This is a genomic window from Clostridium sp. (assembly GCF_032576335.1).
Classification (GTDB): domain Bacteria; phylum Bacillota; class Clostridia; order Oscillospirales; family Acutalibacteraceae; genus Faecalispora.
This window is the reverse complement of the sequence record NZ_JAWFXC010000004.1, coordinates 270,273-286,606: the sequence shown is the minus strand read 5'-3', so window position 1 is coordinate 286,606 and position 16,334 is coordinate 270,273. Positions and strand designations below refer to the sequence as shown.

The following is a 16,334-nucleotide window of genomic DNA, read 5'->3' as shown; positions in this document are numbered from 1 at the left end:
TGCCCCATGAAAGGAAGCAGAGCTTTTTTCGATACGCTTAATTTGACTTATTCTGATTGGACTGTTGGTTTGCCTGACGAGCGTCCTGCAAATCGGACTCCATGCTGTTCATGCTGGAGGAGCTTTTGCTAGACGCATTCTGGCTGGACTGTTGGTTTGCCTGACGAGCCTCCTGTAAATCGGAATTCATGCTGTTCATGCCGGAGGAACTCTGGCTGGACGCATTCTGGCGAGACTGCTCGTTAAGCTTCTTGGTCTTTTCCAACTTTTCATTCATATCCATGAATCAATCTCCTTTAACACATATTTGTATTAGTGTTAACCAAGTATTTCTAATTATTTATCATTTAGAAAATATAAAGAAGAATCACAATCCATGCCAGGAATTTCAAAAGCGGCCTATCAAGCATTTGGAAAAGCCAGTGCCGAAATGGCAATGGCTTCTCCTTCGTTTCTGCCGCTATATTTAATATCAAATCTGGTTTTCCAATTAAAAAGCTGAGTAAAAAGCCTACTCAAAGCGTTAAAAAAGTGTAGTTATATTACAATTTTAAAGAAAGCTTATATAAACCGGTAGTAGAATTCAAAACAAACCCATTTCGTTTAAGCAATTTTATGGAATCAACATTTTCTGGAGCAGGGTCCGCAATTATTTGTATCGGCCTTTCAAGTGTGCAAATAAGTTGACACAACTGCTGAACAATTATACTACCGAGCCCTTTTTTGAGAAAAGGTTCTTCCCCGATTAGGTAATCAATACAAAAAGTACCCTGCGGCTCATTGTCCCATTCAAATCCCTGTGGCGTTTTCGAACAATCATAATACTGTCAAAAACCAATCGGCATTGCATCATACAGAACGATATAATGGTTTAACCATCCAAATTCGCCGTTGTCATTCCGTATTTCAAACAGCTATTCTTCTGGTTCCCCATATCATTTTTTAATATAGTCTTTGTTAAGCCATGCCTCTATTGTTGTTAATAGGTCGCTATTCTTTGCGGAACGTAGAGAAATCATATTCTTATCCATGATTTTATTCATGCAACTTTCCACCTTATTCTTTATTGGGAGTATATTCATATTATCATATTTCTTCCCACTTTACTTCCTTTCCCTTTCAAAATTAGGTGGAACCGTCGTAATGCAAAATCTATGTTAAGGCTAAAAACAGAACCAACCGCATCCGGTATGGGATGCGGCTGGCTCCGTAAGTGTCTTTGTCCGTTTGGGTATGCTTTTTTAGTGCCTGTTGTCATCCTGCCTTGGTTGTTTAATGCAAGATTCCATTCTCGGGTTTACTGCTTGCTGGGCGTTTTTCACCGAAATATTTTGTTCTTTTGCACTGCTGTTTTTCACGGTATTCTTTTTCTCGTTGTTCATAATAACCTCCAAGTCGTTCTTGCTATTGTGGAGTTGACTTGCTTACGCTGTTATTATTTCCGAATAACGGATAGGAATACCTCTTTTTTCTTTTCTCTCTCTATAAAATACTGCGGTTCATAAAAAAATGAACCGCAGTATAATAATGGGTTTAACTGTTATTTTTCAGATCGCAAGGTTATTTATCCTCCTACCGTTTCGGCGCTTTTTCTTTCTGTCTGGTACGCTTTTTCAGTAAGTGCCTCCTCTGCTTCCGAAAAAGCATATCCAACCTCTGGGGAATCGATACCATCAAACGCGGGGTAGGCTGGCTCACCGTGTTCACTAAAATCGAGCCCAAGCGCTTCTTCCTCGGGAGTAACACGAATCCGTTTGAAGATCAGCTGCGTTACACCCAAGGCAATGGCGGTGCCGACCAACGAAAGAACGAGTGTAATGCCAATCGCAATAAGCTGACGTACCAACAATTCACTCTGACCAAAGAATATGCCATTCCATTTTACTGCATCTGCACTGGGGTCTGGGTGAAAACCTTTCACTGCAAAAATACCGGTAGCAATGGCACCCCAAACACCTCCGATGCCGTGGCAGCCAAAGGCATCCAATGAATCGTCATACCCAAACTTGGGTTTTACAACGGTAATAAAGAAATAGCATATAGGGCTAACCAATGCACCAATTATCAACGACGCCCAAATGGGTACAAAACCCGCACCGGGCGTAATGGCTACCAAACCCACAACAATGCCGGTTGAAACACCGGAGAGTGTGGTTTTTCCCTTGTGGAATTTTTCAAGCAGCATCCAAGAGAGGATTGCGGCCGCACAAGCGGTATTGGTGGTCATAAATGCGTGAACCGCCAAAGTGTTTGCTGCACCTGCACTGCCGGCATTAAAGCCAAACCAGCCAAACCACAAGAGCGCTGCACCAAGAAATACAAGAGGCATGTTATGCGCGCGGCTTTCTTTTATCTCATTCTTTTTCCGTTTACCCAGCCAAATGGCAGCCATAAGAGCGCTAACACCGGAGCTAATGTGAACCACCGTGCCGCCAGCAAAATCAATTGCCCCAAGCTCCATGAGGTAGCCGCCGCCCCAAACCATGTGTGCCAGTGGGTAGTAAACCAGAACGGACCATAGGGTGATAAAGAGAATCAGTGCGGAAAAACGCATTCTGCCAATGAGTGCGCCGGTTATCAGCGCCGGAGTAATAATGGCAAACATCATCTGGAATACGGCAAAACAAACCGTAGTTGGTGCATACGCTGTTGCCGCAGTATCCTCTGTAAAATTCATGCCAAACCAGCTTAAATCACCAATGATTCCACCGGCTCCCCCGCTGAAAGACAGGGAAAATCCAAATAAAACCCACAGAATGGAAGCAAGCCCTAAAATAAAAGCAGACGACATAATGGTATTGACTGTATTTTTGCGACCCGCCATACCTCCGTAAAAAAGGGCCAGGCCGGGTGTCATAATTAAAACAAGAGCGGAAGAGGTTAGCATCCAAGAGATGTCCCCTGAGTTTACTGTATTCATTCGTTTTCCTCCTCATAATTGTTCGATTGTGTATCTGGCACCTCTTTTAGGCTTTCGCAGAATTTGCGCTTACTTTAAAAGGGAACCAAAACGTATATCGCAGCAATTCCTTTTGGATGATCGCCGGCCAACCACCTAAGAAAGGCCTCATTCGCGGTGCTGGTTGCACCATGAATGAGGCCTCTTTGCCGAATTACTGAATTAAATTATTGAAATAATAACACACCATTTTATGAAAATCAATCCGGAATATCTTACGAGACTTTTTTAACCAAATTGATGAAAACTGTTTAGAAAAGAGGTACTGCTGCTTTTTTCTTCCCCAAACATGTTCATTTGCTGCAAAATAAGGCGTAGTTTGGCGCCAAGACCGAAATGAACCATTCCAGCTATTCTTTTACTTCGAAACTTTCCGAATGAAAATTAGAATAATAGCGCCCGGCGGTTACCGTAAACTTTAAAACACAGTAGTCTGGGTCAGTTACGCCACCCGGGTAGTACTGTGTGTCGCCTCTCTGCCAAATCATTTCTTTACTTGCTGCATCCTCCAGCACCTCTGCCGTACCAATCAACATGACTCCGCGATAAAATCTTTTATCACAAAAGTAGAGGCTCGCTTTCGGATTCATACGATACTGTGCCACTCTCATAGAAGACGTATTCGTTGTAAAATAAAAGGTTCGAATCCCCTCTCTTTTTCTTGGCGAAAGCATCGCTTTGGTATTGGGGAAACCACTTTCATCCACTGAGCTTATAAAAGAGATCTTTTGCTTGTCAATCAGGTTACCGATTGTTTTTTCCACGTCTCTTAACATATTCTAACCTCTCGCTATAATCTTCGAGTTTTGCTGTTAAAATGAATCCGCTGCACAAATTCCAATCGTTTTACGCACTCTTTTGAGATGCTGCCCCTATTAGGTACGATTCATTTTACGGTACTCCCCCGGAGCACAGCCTGCAATCCGTTTAAAAACGACGCTGAAATACTGCGGATTGTTATATCCAACCTTTTCCGATATTTCATAAGTCTTAAATTCTGTTTCTGTTAGCAGGCACATTGCCTTTTTTACGCGCAGCTCCATTAAATAATCACTAAGATTTATCCCCTGATATTTTTTAAAAAGCGTGCTGATATAACTGGGCGTAAGGTGAACTTCTTCTGCAATTCGGTTAAGCGATAAATCTTCCTGATGGAAATTTGACTCTATAAACGAAAGCACTTGACGCAAAACGGCAGCATGAGATACACTACTGTTCTTGAGCTCCTCAAAGCGCACGAGGGTTTGCCCCTCCTGTAAATGAGACTCGAGCATATTCTTCATTTCCAATGCCTGTGTGGCTTCTGTATACGATTTTAACAGGTTAGAGCAACCATTGCAAATCGATCCGGCACCCGCCGCCAGCGAAACGCCTTGCTTTTCTCTTACCTGTTGAAATAACTCTTCCAAACGAGTGAAAATTACCTCCTGCTCCATTTCTGAGAGCTGTTTTGAGAAGTTCACGACCAAATTTAAATAGATATCTCCCACAAAATAATAAACCCCAATATTCGGCTGGTTCAAGCTGCTTTGCAGCAGCTCGCCAATTTTATTGCAGAGCTGTTTTTTCTGCCACAGCAAAATCTCGGCCTCACGTTCACTGCGCTTCCCTACATGAATACACACAACGCAGAACACGGGGCTGATAAACTGAATATGGAGCCGCTTTGCACGCTCAATAAAATCGGATTCATCTTGATAATTGACTACTAAATCGTAGAAGAACTTATTTTTGAGCAATGTACGACTTCGGTTAATCATCTCCACATTGTCTTTTTGGTCGTCCGATTCCTTAGCCGCCTTGAGCACTGCCTTAAGTACCTCAGAGTTATGCTCGTATTTCATTACATATTGGCAAACCTTATAGTTCAGCGCCAGCTGTGCATACTTAAAATCACCATATGCGGTCAATAACACCACCTTAATGTGTGGGTAAAGGCGGTACACTGCTTCCATGAGCTCTACGCCATCCATAAATGGCATTTTTATATCGGTAAGAATAATATCAGGCAGGCAGCTCGGTATCATCTCCAGGCATTCCCTGCCGTTGCTCGCTGTACCTACTACTTCAATTCCATTTTCTTCCCAATGGATGCTCTGTTTCATTCCTGCTCGAATAATCTGGTCATCATCAACAATGAGAAGCCTATGCATCATACGATTCCCCTTTCCCATCCTTTGCGAGCGGTATCACAAGGCTTACCTGCGTATAAACACCCGGAACACTTTCTAACACCACGCCCGATTCCTCCCCAAAATACAGCTTTAAGCGGGTATTTACATTCCGCAAACCAAAGTATTTGGTATGGTTTATCTCCGGCGGCAGTCGCAGTGTATTGCGTAAATCTTCAAGAGACTCAGGCTCAATTCCCACACCGTCGTCAAATACGGTTAAAATGATTTTATCTTTTTGGATTTTACCGCTGACCAAAATCATACCGATTCCATCCTTGGTTTTAATCCCGTGGTAAATTGCGTTTTCAACCAATGGCTGGAGACTTAGCTTTAAAATCTGTGTGGGTAAAAGGGATTCGTTTACATTAATCTCATATTCAAAATCGTCGCCATAGCGCATTTTTTGTATTTCAAGGTAACTCGCCACATGGTCGAGCTCTTCTTCCAGTGTTACAATCTCTTTTCCACCGCTGATGCCTAGGCGGTAAAATCGTGCCAGCTCTACACACATATCGCTCGCCATATTGTTATTGCGCATGTTCACAAGCTGGCGGATAGAGCCAATGGTATTATACAAAAAATGCGGTTTAATTTGCTCTTGCAAAGCCAATAGCTGCATTTTTGTTTTCTGCTCCTGCTCACGGCGTACCTGCGCAAGAAGCTCCGTAACCGTTACTTTTAAATAAGATAAGCCGTGTGCCAGCACACCAATTTCATTGCCGGCATCCACTTGAAAGCTGACGCCCATGTCTCCATTATCAAACTTAATGACCTGATTCGAAAGGTACTCAATTGGTTTTGAGATACTCTGCGCAAGTACATTCGAAAGCCAAATTACCAGTAATATAAGTGCTAGCACCAGCACCAGCAATATGTATTTAAATTCTCCGGCTGTGCTCAAAAGGTCCCTTTCCGGCATTACAGCGGCTACTAACCAACCGTTTGCCTCAATACTCTGGTAGGTTACAATCATTCGCTGGTTGGTTACGCTTTGCAAAGCCATACTGCCGCTCGAGCCAAAATGCTCCTTGAGCTTTTCCACTGCGGAAAGCGTAAGACAATACTGGTTTTGCATTGAGGCAGATTGTAGCGTACCGTCTTTGCTGATGAGCATCATATATCCGTTTTCAGACACATGAACGTTATCAAGTATGGCTGAAAAATAGCTGCTGTTCAAATTAAACAGCAAAATACCGCTGGTGGCAGACTGCGGTGAGCCAATCAGGCGAAATACAGAGATGACCTTATGCGGAGTCATCGTTTGGAACACATCATCCCGGTGCTCGTTTAGCCAATATACTCCATGAGGTGATGAATTGTATTTTTTCATCCATTGCGGCAGGGAAAGCCCAATGTGCTTAGGAACGTCGTTTACAAAGTACTTTACCTCCACCCCTTTGTTGTTGCAAAAATATAGGGAATCTACCATTTGGTCGTAATTGCGGTAGATTTCTTCCATACTGCCGTAGCAAGCCATCAGGCTTTTAAAGTCTTCCTCCGCGGAGCTTTCGCTAAGAAGAAGGGTATTTACCGCAGGACTATTTGAAAGATTAATCATCTGTGTAAAAACAGTCATCATCTTATCATTGAGCAGAACCGAGATTTGACTCACCATACTCTGCGTTAAAAAGGAAGCGTTCTTTTTAATATTGTTCGTTTCAAAAAAGTACGCAAATAGACCGATAATCAGCACTGCGGCCAAAACTACCGGCAAAAAAAGGAGCATAATCTGTTTTTTAATTGGCTTCTGAAATACCTTTTTCAAGACCCAGCGCCCCTTTTAAAATATAAAGCTCTTTTTAGGTTTCATCGCCTTAGCCTGCGTTACGATTCAAAAAAGAATAGGAGTTAAGTTCTTTCAAAATCCCTTTTGGCCGCTTCTAATAGGCTGGCCCATTGTTCTAGCATATCATTTGCAGAGAGACTCCCGGTCATTACCTTTTGAATTTTGGGTTCCATTTGCGCCTGTATCTCACTGTACTGCGGTAAGTAAACCGGAGCCATAATTTGAGCTGAGCCGTCTTTCCCTGCCACTATTTTTTCTGCCAGTAATAAGTAGTCTGGGCGCTCATCCGGTTTACCAGCAGCTAAATTTGCATCTAAACAGACAGGCACCTCCCCTTGTGTTTTACAGCGGGGAATCTGCACTTCTGCACTGCAATACAACGTCATCGCCTGAAAGGCGGCATCTTTTACTTTTGATTTGGAATTCATACTCACTGAGCGCATAGCGACAAAACGCATTTGCTTCCCACTGTCTTTCGCTTTGGGAAATACCGCTGCCCGGTAACGTGTTTGGTCGCCATAAAACGCCGTTGCAATGGAGGTTCCCGAACCAAAGTTGTGAAATATAATACCAGCCTTACCCGCCTGAAAGGACGCCGTTAGCTGCGTCCACCCTTTCACCAAGTCATCCTGTGCGGAATAGCGGTTATAAAGGCCAAGGTACTTCTGCACAAACTCAACATGCAGGGGATTGTTAATGGTGCAGTTGCCATTTTTATCAAAGTAATTCGGAATACCCGAATACGCATACATGAGCGCCTCTAACGTATTGCTGCTGCCCGGGCCGCCGCGCAGTGCAATGCCATACCGGTCATTCTCACGGTTTGTGAGCGTTTGAGCCGCCGTGAAAAGTTCTTCCCACGTTTGTGGAACAGAAAGCCCAACTGACTGAAGCTGGTCTGGCCGTACCCACATGCCCCACGGCTGCATGGAAAACGGGAGAGTATACAGCCGGTGCTGCTTGGGGTCATACGCACGTGCTTGCGCAATGGCGGCACTGCCCAATGTATCCCGTTCGCTCCAAGTATTATAAAAAGCATCCAGTGGTTCATAAAAACCATACTTTATGTATTTTGAATCATAAAAATCTGTAAAATCTGGCGCTGTATCTGACGCAATTGCAACATCCAGCTTTTGCATAAAGGTGGATGAATCCCCCGGAAGACCCAAATATTCAAGTTTAATTTCTGGGTTCTTCTCTTTAAGCAATTGCTGAAATCGAAGAAAATCCTGATCGCGTTCCGGGGTGGTACAATAGGTCCAAAATTTTACGGTTGTTGGTGGAGGATTGTTCACCGTGCTTTCACTTGGCGGAGTAATAGCAGAACCGGAACAGCCGCTCAACAAAATAGCAAACACCCCCAAAAAGGAGTAAAGCGTTTTGGTTAGACTGTTTTTTCTGCTCTTTTGGCAGAAGAAAATAGAAAACGGGAAAGAATATGTGACGTTTTTCAACTTTTCACTCACATAGACTCCCCCTTTATGTAGAATAGTAGCTTAAGATAATTATAGAAGCTTTAAAAAAATTGTCAATTAAATATAAAATTTAAGCCCAATTGATTTAAATTTAATAATAAATGCTAGCTTCTATTTTTACTTTTTACACAAAAAAGCCGCCAAAGTGCTTGCAAACACTCGATTGCACGAACACTTTAACGGCGAGAACACCTATTCACATTTCTTTTTGATTACCACATCTTTTTCTTGGTATTTATAGGGGATGAAATATTCCGTATGGCCAAGCCGCTCCGCGTTCGTCAGCTCACCGGAACAAATCTTGATAACACTCTTACACAAATCCTTGCAAAGCTCTTCCAGTGAAACTTCCCCGCTGAGTGCTGGCCCTGCATTAAAGTCCATATCCCCTCGCATGCGAAGAAAGGTAGCGTTATTCCCCGTAATTTTAAACACTGGCGCTACCGCACTGCCTACCACGTTCCCGCGCCCTGTAACCAAAAACACCAACTGGCAGCCGCAAGAAATCAAATCCATAAGCCCCTCATTGTCGTTGGGATTGGTATATCCAAAGCCCATCCAGTAGGGGTCTGGTGTACTATCGAGAAGCCAAAGCCCTTGCTCTGGCGGTTGCTGCGATACTTTTACAACGCCGCTTATCGGGCGGCTTCCGCTTTTAATCACAGCGCCCATGCTTTTTTCTTCGATGGAAGAAAGTCCACCGGCAAAATTGCCCGGAGAAACGGAATATTGGCGAACCGATTTGCAGTACTCCAAGGCTTTCTCGTAGGTATGCTCCAGTTGTTCTTTTGCACCCGGATTTGCCGCCCGCTTTACAAGCAGGTCTTTGAGCCCCACTGCCTCTACAATTTCTTCAAACACGGCAGTACCACCTAAATCGACCAGCTTATCGTAAAAACGCCCAACCACTACATTGCCGGCAAGCCCGGAGGTGTAATCGGAGCCACCGCATTCCGCACCCACTACCAAGTCAGAAAATCCCATAGGAACCACGGGAGTACGTTTGAGTGCTTCTAATAGAAGTGCTGCGTGGCGAAGACCATAAGCAATGGACGGCTCTGTACCGCCCTGCTCCTGCACAAAAAACCAATGGGCAGCCCTGCCGGATTCCTTCGCTTTTTCAGCAAGGTGCTTTGGCTGTACATATTCACAGCCAAGCCCAACCGCAAGCACAGCCCCTACGTTTGGGTGACGGATGAGAGCCAAAAGCAGACGCACCGCATACTCGTTGTCGCAGCAGCCGTCAAAGCCAACCACTTCTACATCTTTGTTGCAGGTGCGGCGGGCAATCTCTTTTGCAACATGAGCGGAACACTCCACCGTATAAACAATTAGTAGTTTATTGCGTATTCCTTTTCTGCCGTCTTGCCGTAGGTAACCCTTCCAGCATATGTTCTCATACTCTTTCATTGTATACTCTCCAAACGTAATCTTTGCTTTGCCGATTGACGGGTGTATCTACTATAAATACCTGCGTAAAAACAATGCTACATATTGCCAGAGTTACTCATAGTGGGTATCGGTAGGAGCACCGGTCACAACATCCAAGCTGGAGGATCTGGCGTCGTACAGACTTTTCATATTATGAAGATGTACCCACTTCCCAATTTGAATGTCTTGTGTGGCACAGCCGATTACCACGCCATACTTTACAATGTTTTCGCCACAAGCAATGTTGTAGAGTGCAAGCTTATGCCCGGTAGGGATATCTTCGGCAACGGTTACATTGGGCTGCACCGGGTCGCCATGTGCTACGGCGGTTCCCGGCTCTAGAGCTTCGAGCGCGGTAGCCACGTTGTCTGCCTTATCTATTTGAAAAACAGCCTGACCGCTCATGCTGGCTTCCCCCTCTTACAAAATGCCGAATTTAGCAAATGCTGCGGTAGCGCTCATTCCATCTTCAATAGCCTTACGCACTACTTTTTCTCCTGCAGCCTTTTCCAAAGCCTTTTCAAATACCTCTGTTTCGTATTTCTGTGGTATCACTAAAACACCATCGATATCCCCAAACACAATGTCACCGGGATTCACCCATACATCGCCAATTTCAATGGGGCAGCGAAAATCGACTACTTGTGTGCGAACAGAGGAATCTTGTGCATAGCAGCCGCAGCTAAATACCGGCCAATTCTGCTCAAGCACCTGCGGTGTATCGCGGTGCCAACCATTTACAACAGCACCTGCTGCTTTTCTGGTTCTGGCGGTAGCGGTAAGCAGCTCTCCCCAATACGCACAGCGTTTTGATCCGCCGGTTGCAATGTAGATTTCATCCTCTTCTAACTGGTCGAGCGCCTCCGTTAACAGGCCAAACGGCTTTTTCTGCGGACCAAATACATCGATCATCAATACCGGCATTGCCCGGCCAACCAGCTTCATATTCTCCCGAAGAGGGCGTACCTCCTGCGGAAGAAATTGATGATAGCAGCCGAGAGCATCCAAAATATCTCCTACAACAGGAGTGTACAAGTGCTCCTTTACAAGTGCAAACAGCTCCTTGTCATTGTTCCATTGTGCCATTGCGAAACCCTCCTAAGTTTTCATTCTCATCATTTCTTTTGATAATAATTAAAACCCAATCAAAGCGCCGCCATCCACAGGGAGTGCCACTCCGTTTACAAACTTTGCGGCAGGAGAGCAAAGGTATACCGCTGCCCAGCCAATGTCTTCCGGGTCGCCAAAGCGGTTCATTGGGGTTCTGCCCAATATCTTCTGCTGGCGTGGCGGGTCGTTATCCACCGCTTTATGGAACATGGGGGTATCAATCCATCCGGGTGCAATTGCGTTGACCCGAATCCCGTCGGCAGAAACCTCTGCGGCAAGGGAACGTACCATTCCAAGGTAAGCCGATTTCGCCGCCGCATAGCCCATTACATATGGCATGCCGATAAAGGAGGTCATGGAGGCGGTAAAAAGAATGCTGCCCTTCTGATTTTCTCTCATTTGAGGAACAAAGGCACGGGTAATAGCATAAGCGCCAACCACATGAACGTTAATTACATCCGTAAAATCGGTGACAGACATTTCTTCAATTGGCTTTTTGCAATGGTTGCCAGCATTGTTGCACAGAATGGTAACATTGCCGTGCTCACGATTGATTTGTTCGGCGATCTCCTGCGCACGGTCACTTTCCGTTACATCAAAGCAATAATAACTTGCGCTGCTGCCCAGCTCCTCACAAGCCGTTTTCAGCTTTTCTTCATCTCTGGCAAGAAGAATAACCTCGGCACCAGCCGCAACCATGCACCGTGCCATTGCAAGCCCTAATCCGCTTGCGCCTCCGGTAATAACGGCGCGCTCCCCCTTTAAAGAAAACATGTTATTATAGTCCATCATATCGCTTTATCTCCCTTTCGATTTCCCATTCAAAATAAGCACAGGTGTCATCTCCTCTTTTGTGGAGGAGATGACAATCTTTGTATATTACAGAGTTAATACTTTATAAGAGACGCAGTTGCGCTCAATCAATTCCCAATCCAATTCCGCACCGATGCCCGGTGTTTTGGGGACGGTAATAATACCGTGCTCATCAATGGGGAGCGTTCCTTTCATGGGGAACTGGAAGCTCTCTTCCGGAACAAAATACTCAAAGAACCGGCAGTTGCGGATGGCACAAGAAACATGCAGGTTCACCATATCCATATAAGTCATGGTTGTGGTGTGCACCTCGCAGCGCAAACCGAAGCTATCTGCCAAATGGGCGATTTTCAGTGTACCGGTAATGCCGCATTTCCAAGAAACATCGGCACGCACAATATCTGCCGCACGCTGATTAATTACCTGTGCAACCCCCCAGTGAGCGCCGCGCGTGGTTTCGGTTGCGGCAATCGGAATATCGAGCTTTTCACACAAAGTTTTATATTTGTATAGCTCAAAATCGCGGAAAGGCTCTTCAAACCACAGGTAATTGAGCTTCTCAAGCTGGCGGCCAACTACAATGGCTTCATCGAGACTGTACTCACCTACGGGGTCAGACATTAAACCCATCTCTGGCCCAAGAACTTCTCTCAGCTTCTCGTGAATTTCCATATCAAATTCATAGGGGCCCGGCGGGTGCACCTTGTAAAAGGGAATGCCTTTATTCTTGTAATAAAGAGCCTCATTTACATAGGTATCCACTGAATCGTAAAACAGGCTGCTCGCGTAAACCGGCAGGCTCTCGCGGTAAGCGCCTATGTATTGGTAGAGTGGGAGCCCTGCCGCTTTTGCGCAAATGTCCCAAAGAGCTACGTCAACAGAACCGGGAAGAAATACGGGGAAAAACGCTTCGTGTCGGTCTAAATTCCAAAAATCATAGAAGATTTTCTCTCGATCGTAGGGAGAACGCCCCATAACCATTGGTGCTACGGTTTCGCATAAATACGATTCCGTCACCTGCCCAGAGCGTGCCGCCATTGCCGTGGCAATTCCCTCAATCCCCGTATCAGTCGTCAGTTTAATAACTACGACATCCCAAGGCATTTTGCCGCCGCCTCTTCTCTTTTCGTCAAACAGGCATTGGTCCCGTTTTACCCACCATGATTCGAATTTTACGATTTTCATTTTGCTCCGCCTTTCTCATCGGGCTGCAAGGAAAACGTTTTCCCTATCTCGCCACTATTCTAGCATTCTGAGGAATGTAAGTCAATTGTATTGTAAACTGATTCTAATAAAAGCAGTTTGTCTCTATTAAAATCAGAATTTACCGAATGTTATCTGGAAAGAAAGAATTCGTTGCAACAACCAAATTCCTTTCTTTCTGTCTTTATTTATGTTATATTTTGTATATATGTTCAGCGCTATTTGTTGAAAACCAGCGGTAAGCCTGCCTGTTAAGGGCGGTTACCCACTTTATTTATTTTAACAGCTAGTTTGAAAGCTATGCGGAAGGAATCGGTATGAAAGATAAAAAAGCAACCTTAAAGGACATTGCTGCCGAAGCAGATGTATCTCTTTCCACGGTGCACAAGGCACTCTACAACAAAACTGGCATTAGTGAAAAGGTGCGGCAAGAAATTCTTGCTATTGCAGATGCCATGGGCTATAAGCCCAATTATGTTGCCTCTTCCCTAAAAAGAAAGCCATTAAAAATTGCCTTTGTATTACCGCTACCAACCATGGGTACAAACCGCTATTTTTACTGCGATATATGGAAGGGTATGCGTGCTTTTCAGGCAGAGGTTGCCGAATTCAATATTGAAATTCTCGATTTTGGCTTCTCAGGGCCGATTACCAATCTGCCTAAAATGCTGGAGGAAGTTTACCTAAACCATAGCGATGAAATCTCTGGCCTGATTACGCTGGCAGTTGAAACGCCCGCTTTTACTTATTATATGGAGCAGTTTAGCCGCAAGAACATACCTACCGTGTTCATTGTGTCGGACTTACCACAGGTAAAACGACTTTGCTGTGTACGTGCGCAAGACCTAATGGCTGGCAGTATGGCAGCTGAACTGATTTCAGGTTTTACTGGGAATCAGGGCAAAGCTCTGGTAATCTCAGGCGATATTGCCGTTTCAACTCACTACATGAACGTAAGTGGGTTTCAGCAGTACTTTACCAAAATTGACAATCCCATGGAGATTACTCCCATTTACAACCGCAGAGAACCCGAGTATTTGTATCAAGATTTACTCGAACTACTGAAAACGGATACAGAAATTCGTGGGATTTACTCCTGTACCGCAACCAATACCCCACCCGTTTGCAAAGCCGTTTTGGATTCCGGCCGCAAGGGAGAAATTACGGTGATTGGAAGCGATTTGTTTTCGGAAAACCGAGACATGCTTTTGCAAAATGTAATGAATGCCATTATCTATAAAAAGCCTTTTCAGTATGGGTACCTTGGCTGCAAATCTTTGTTTGATTTCTTGGTAAAAAACGAGTCCCCTGTGAGCGACAGCATTTTTATTGAGCCAATTATCATTATGAAAAGTAACCTGACTTTTTACGAGGGTGACATTTCTTCCAATAAAATGAATGATGATATGTAACGAAGCTTTTCGTAATCGCTACAGCAATTATATAAAACGGTGACTGCAGATGTATTCCTGCAATCACCGTTTTCTTATTGCCTAAAAATTCTTAGAACGGTGATTCTCTATAAAATCTTTGTCTTGGTGCCTACCCAACAATCGCATCACCCTTTGAGGGCGCCCTCCATAATACCGCTAATAAAATATTTCTGCATACTCAAAAAGATAATCAGCAGTGGAATGAGGGACAGAATGATGGTTGCTGTTAAAGTGCCGTACTGCCAAGAGGCGGCTTCGTCCCGCAGGAAGGTAATGCCAACCGGCAGCGTCTGCGCTTTGGAGGTTGCCGTAAGCGTTCTGCCATACGTAAACTCGCCCCATACATTAATAAATGTAAAGATGATGACCGTTGCGACACCAGGCTTTACAACCGGAAGCATGATTTTAGAAAACACCTGCCAGTTGTTGCAGCCGTCAATTGTAGCGGCCTCCCCTAGCGTATTGGGAACATTGTTAAATTGGCCTCGCATAATAAACACGGACATGGGGAGGTTGGTTGCAATATAAGGGAGAATGAGCCCCCAAGAGGTATCGATTAAATCCATTTTTGATTCCATTATATAAATGGGAATCAAATAAATCACATAGGGCAATGTTAAGATAAATAATACAAATCCCAAATAAAAATTCTTGAATTTGAAATTCATTTTGGAGAAGGCGTAACCCATGGATGCACTGAATACAACCGTTGCCAGCACGCTCCAAAGTGAAACGACTACCGAGTTGCGAAAATACTTGAGGAAATCACCCATTTGGGTTACTACCTTAATGTAATGATCAAACGTTACTTTCGTTGGGAGTATGGTAAGGGTAGCTGCATAGATCTCATCATTGGTTTTGAGTGACGTAAGAAACGTCCACAGAAACGGTATGATAAAAACAAAGGCCGTTAACAGCAAAATTAAAAAAAGAATGAAATTGACGGCTAGATTTTTTTCTTTCATACCTTCACCTTCTTTATCTTTGCGTCATCCCCTCGGTTTAGGAACATGTTAATGAGCGAGAGCAGCAAAATAACCACACCCATGAAATAAGCGATGGAGGAGGCATACCCCATTTCAAAATATTTAAACGCGTTGATCCATGTGTACTGGTACAGCACCAAGGTAGATGTACCGGGGCCGCCCTGCGTCATAATAAAGGGCTGCTCAAATACCTTTACCGCCTGAATAATGGCCCAAATACCACAGATCACGTAGCTTTCTTTTAAATTAGGAAGTGTAATATGTACGATGCGCTGGTACGCATTTGCTCCATCCACCCGAGCAGCCTCCATAATATCGTTCGAGATTGCCTGAAGCCCTGCCATAAACAGAATCACCAGCATACCAATGTTCTTCCAAAGGCTGACTACGATAATACTTACCATTGCCCAGTTGCCTTCGCCCAACCAGTTTTGCGCCCAGGAGTTTTGGTGTAATACATCTGCCAAAAACCAGTTCAATAGGCCATACTGCTCGTTTAAAATCCACTGGAAGATAATACCCGTAAGAGATAGCGGCACTACCACCGGCAGAAAGATACAGGTGCGAAAGAACCCCGAGCCTTTTACTCCCTTATCGAGCATCATTGCCAAGATTAAAGAGATAATCATAACGCCCGGCAGGAACGCAATCGTGAAAATAAATGTGTTCCAAAGAGCTGCCATAAAGTATGTATCTGAAAACATTTTTATAAAATTATTAAAACCGATAAAAATTGGGTTAGGGTCAAAGCTGAAATTGTATTGCGTAAAGCTAAGATACAGAGAACGGAATAATGGGTACCCCATGTACAATGCCACAAAAAGAAAACCCGGAAGCATAAATGCATAGCCTGGAACTTGTTTTTTGAGGCTGAGGGAAAGCTTTTTTTTCATTTTCATACCTCCGCCAATTACATGTGAAAGTAAGCAAAATCAGCCATACCCAATCTGGTTATTTGTACAGG

Annotated in this window: 15 protein-coding genes and 1 pseudogene; 1 reads left to right on the top strand and 15 read right to left on the bottom strand. The window is 44.3% G+C overall.

Going from position 1 to position 16,334, the window contains the following annotated elements; all coding sequences use genetic code 11:
* Positions 1-37: 37 nt before the first annotated feature.
* The 13 genes and pseudogenes from E7L17_RS06565 to E7L17_RS06510 all read right to left on the bottom strand — a co-directional run bounded on the left by E7L17_RS06565 (position 38) and on the right by E7L17_RS06510 (position 12,933).
* The gene (locus E7L17_RS06565; RefSeq protein ID WP_316322455.1) at positions 38-283 is read right to left on the bottom strand and encodes a hypothetical protein; all 246 of its coding nucleotides are present in this window, start codon (positions 281-283) and stop codon (positions 38-40) included.
* Between the two features lie 259 nt (positions 284-542).
* Positions 543-785, bottom strand: a pseudogene (locus tag E7L17_RS14955) (GNAT family N-acetyltransferase); the annotation flags it as partial.
* Between the two features lie 456 nt (positions 786-1,241).
* Positions 1,242-1,382, bottom strand: coding sequence for a hypothetical protein (locus tag E7L17_RS06560; RefSeq protein WP_316322454.1), 141 nt, complete (start codon positions 1,380-1,382; stop codon positions 1,242-1,244).
* Between the two features lie 182 nt (positions 1,383-1,564).
* The gene (locus E7L17_RS06555; protein ID WP_316322453.1) at positions 1,565-2,920 is read right to left on the bottom strand and encodes an ammonium transporter; all 1,356 of its coding nucleotides are present in this window, start codon (positions 2,918-2,920) and stop codon (positions 1,565-1,567) included.
* A gap of 389 nt (positions 2,921-3,309) precedes the next feature.
* Positions 3,310-3,735, bottom strand: a complete 426-nt coding sequence (locus E7L17_RS06550) for a pyridoxamine 5'-phosphate oxidase family protein (RefSeq protein ID WP_316322452.1) — start codon at positions 3,733-3,735, stop codon at positions 3,310-3,312.
* A gap of 99 nt (positions 3,736-3,834) precedes the next feature.
* Positions 3,835-5,115: a response regulator gene (locus E7L17_RS06545; RefSeq protein ID WP_316322451.1), complete on the bottom strand. Its 1,281-nt coding sequence runs from the start codon at positions 5,113-5,115 to the stop codon at positions 3,835-3,837.
* Entirely contained in the window at positions 5,105-6,898 is a 1,794-nt protein-coding gene (locus E7L17_RS06540) for a sensor histidine kinase (protein WP_316322450.1), read from the bottom strand. The genes E7L17_RS06545 and E7L17_RS06540 overlap by 11 nt, the downstream gene beginning before the upstream one ends.
* A gap of 83 nt (positions 6,899-6,981) precedes the next feature.
* On the bottom strand, positions 6,982-8,385 hold the full coding sequence (locus tag E7L17_RS06535; protein ID WP_316322449.1) for a sugar ABC transporter substrate-binding protein: 1,404 nt from the start codon (positions 8,383-8,385) through the stop codon (positions 6,982-6,984).
* Positions 8,386-8,586: 201 nt separating this feature from the next.
* On the bottom strand, positions 8,587-9,804 hold the full coding sequence (locus E7L17_RS06530; RefSeq protein WP_316322448.1) for a UxaA family hydrolase: 1,218 nt from the start codon (positions 9,802-9,804) through the stop codon (positions 8,587-8,589).
* Between the two features lie 93 nt (positions 9,805-9,897).
* On the bottom strand, positions 9,898-10,230 hold the full coding sequence (locus tag E7L17_RS06525; RefSeq protein WP_316322447.1) for a UxaA family hydrolase: 333 nt from the start codon (positions 10,228-10,230) through the stop codon (positions 9,898-9,900).
* Between the two features lie 15 nt (positions 10,231-10,245).
* The gene (locus E7L17_RS06520) at positions 10,246-10,911 is read right to left on the bottom strand and encodes an RraA family protein (protein ID WP_316322446.1); all 666 of its coding nucleotides are present in this window, start codon (positions 10,909-10,911) and stop codon (positions 10,246-10,248) included.
* A gap of 48 nt (positions 10,912-10,959) precedes the next feature.
* Complete coding sequence (locus tag E7L17_RS06515; protein ID WP_316322445.1) at positions 10,960-11,727, bottom strand: glucose 1-dehydrogenase; 768 nt, start codon at positions 11,725-11,727, stop codon at positions 10,960-10,962.
* 87 nt (positions 11,728-11,814) lie between these two features.
* The gene (locus E7L17_RS06510) at positions 11,815-12,933 is read right to left on the bottom strand and encodes an enolase C-terminal domain-like protein (RefSeq protein WP_316322444.1); all 1,119 of its coding nucleotides are present in this window, start codon (positions 12,931-12,933) and stop codon (positions 11,815-11,817) included.
* Positions 12,934-13,268: 335 nt separating this feature from the next.
* Here E7L17_RS06510 and E7L17_RS06505 point away from each other — a divergent pair, with 335 nt between their 5' ends.
* Positions 13,269-14,363: a LacI family DNA-binding transcriptional regulator gene (locus E7L17_RS06505; protein WP_316322443.1), complete on the top strand. Its 1,095-nt coding sequence runs from the start codon at positions 13,269-13,271 to the stop codon at positions 14,361-14,363.
* Between the two features lie 146 nt (positions 14,364-14,509).
* Here E7L17_RS06505 and E7L17_RS06500 read toward each other — a convergent pair whose 3' ends face one another.
* Positions 14,510-15,349 carry a carbohydrate ABC transporter permease gene (locus tag E7L17_RS06500; protein WP_316322442.1) on the bottom strand — a complete coding sequence of 280 codons (840 nt, stop codon included), beginning with the start codon at positions 15,347-15,349 and terminating at the stop codon, positions 14,510-14,512.
* Positions 15,346-16,263: a sugar ABC transporter permease gene (locus E7L17_RS06495; protein WP_316322441.1), complete on the bottom strand. Its 918-nt coding sequence runs from the start codon at positions 16,261-16,263 to the stop codon at positions 15,346-15,348. The genes E7L17_RS06500 and E7L17_RS06495 overlap by 4 nt, the downstream gene beginning before the upstream one ends.
* Between the last annotated feature and the right edge of the window lie 71 nt (positions 16,264-16,334).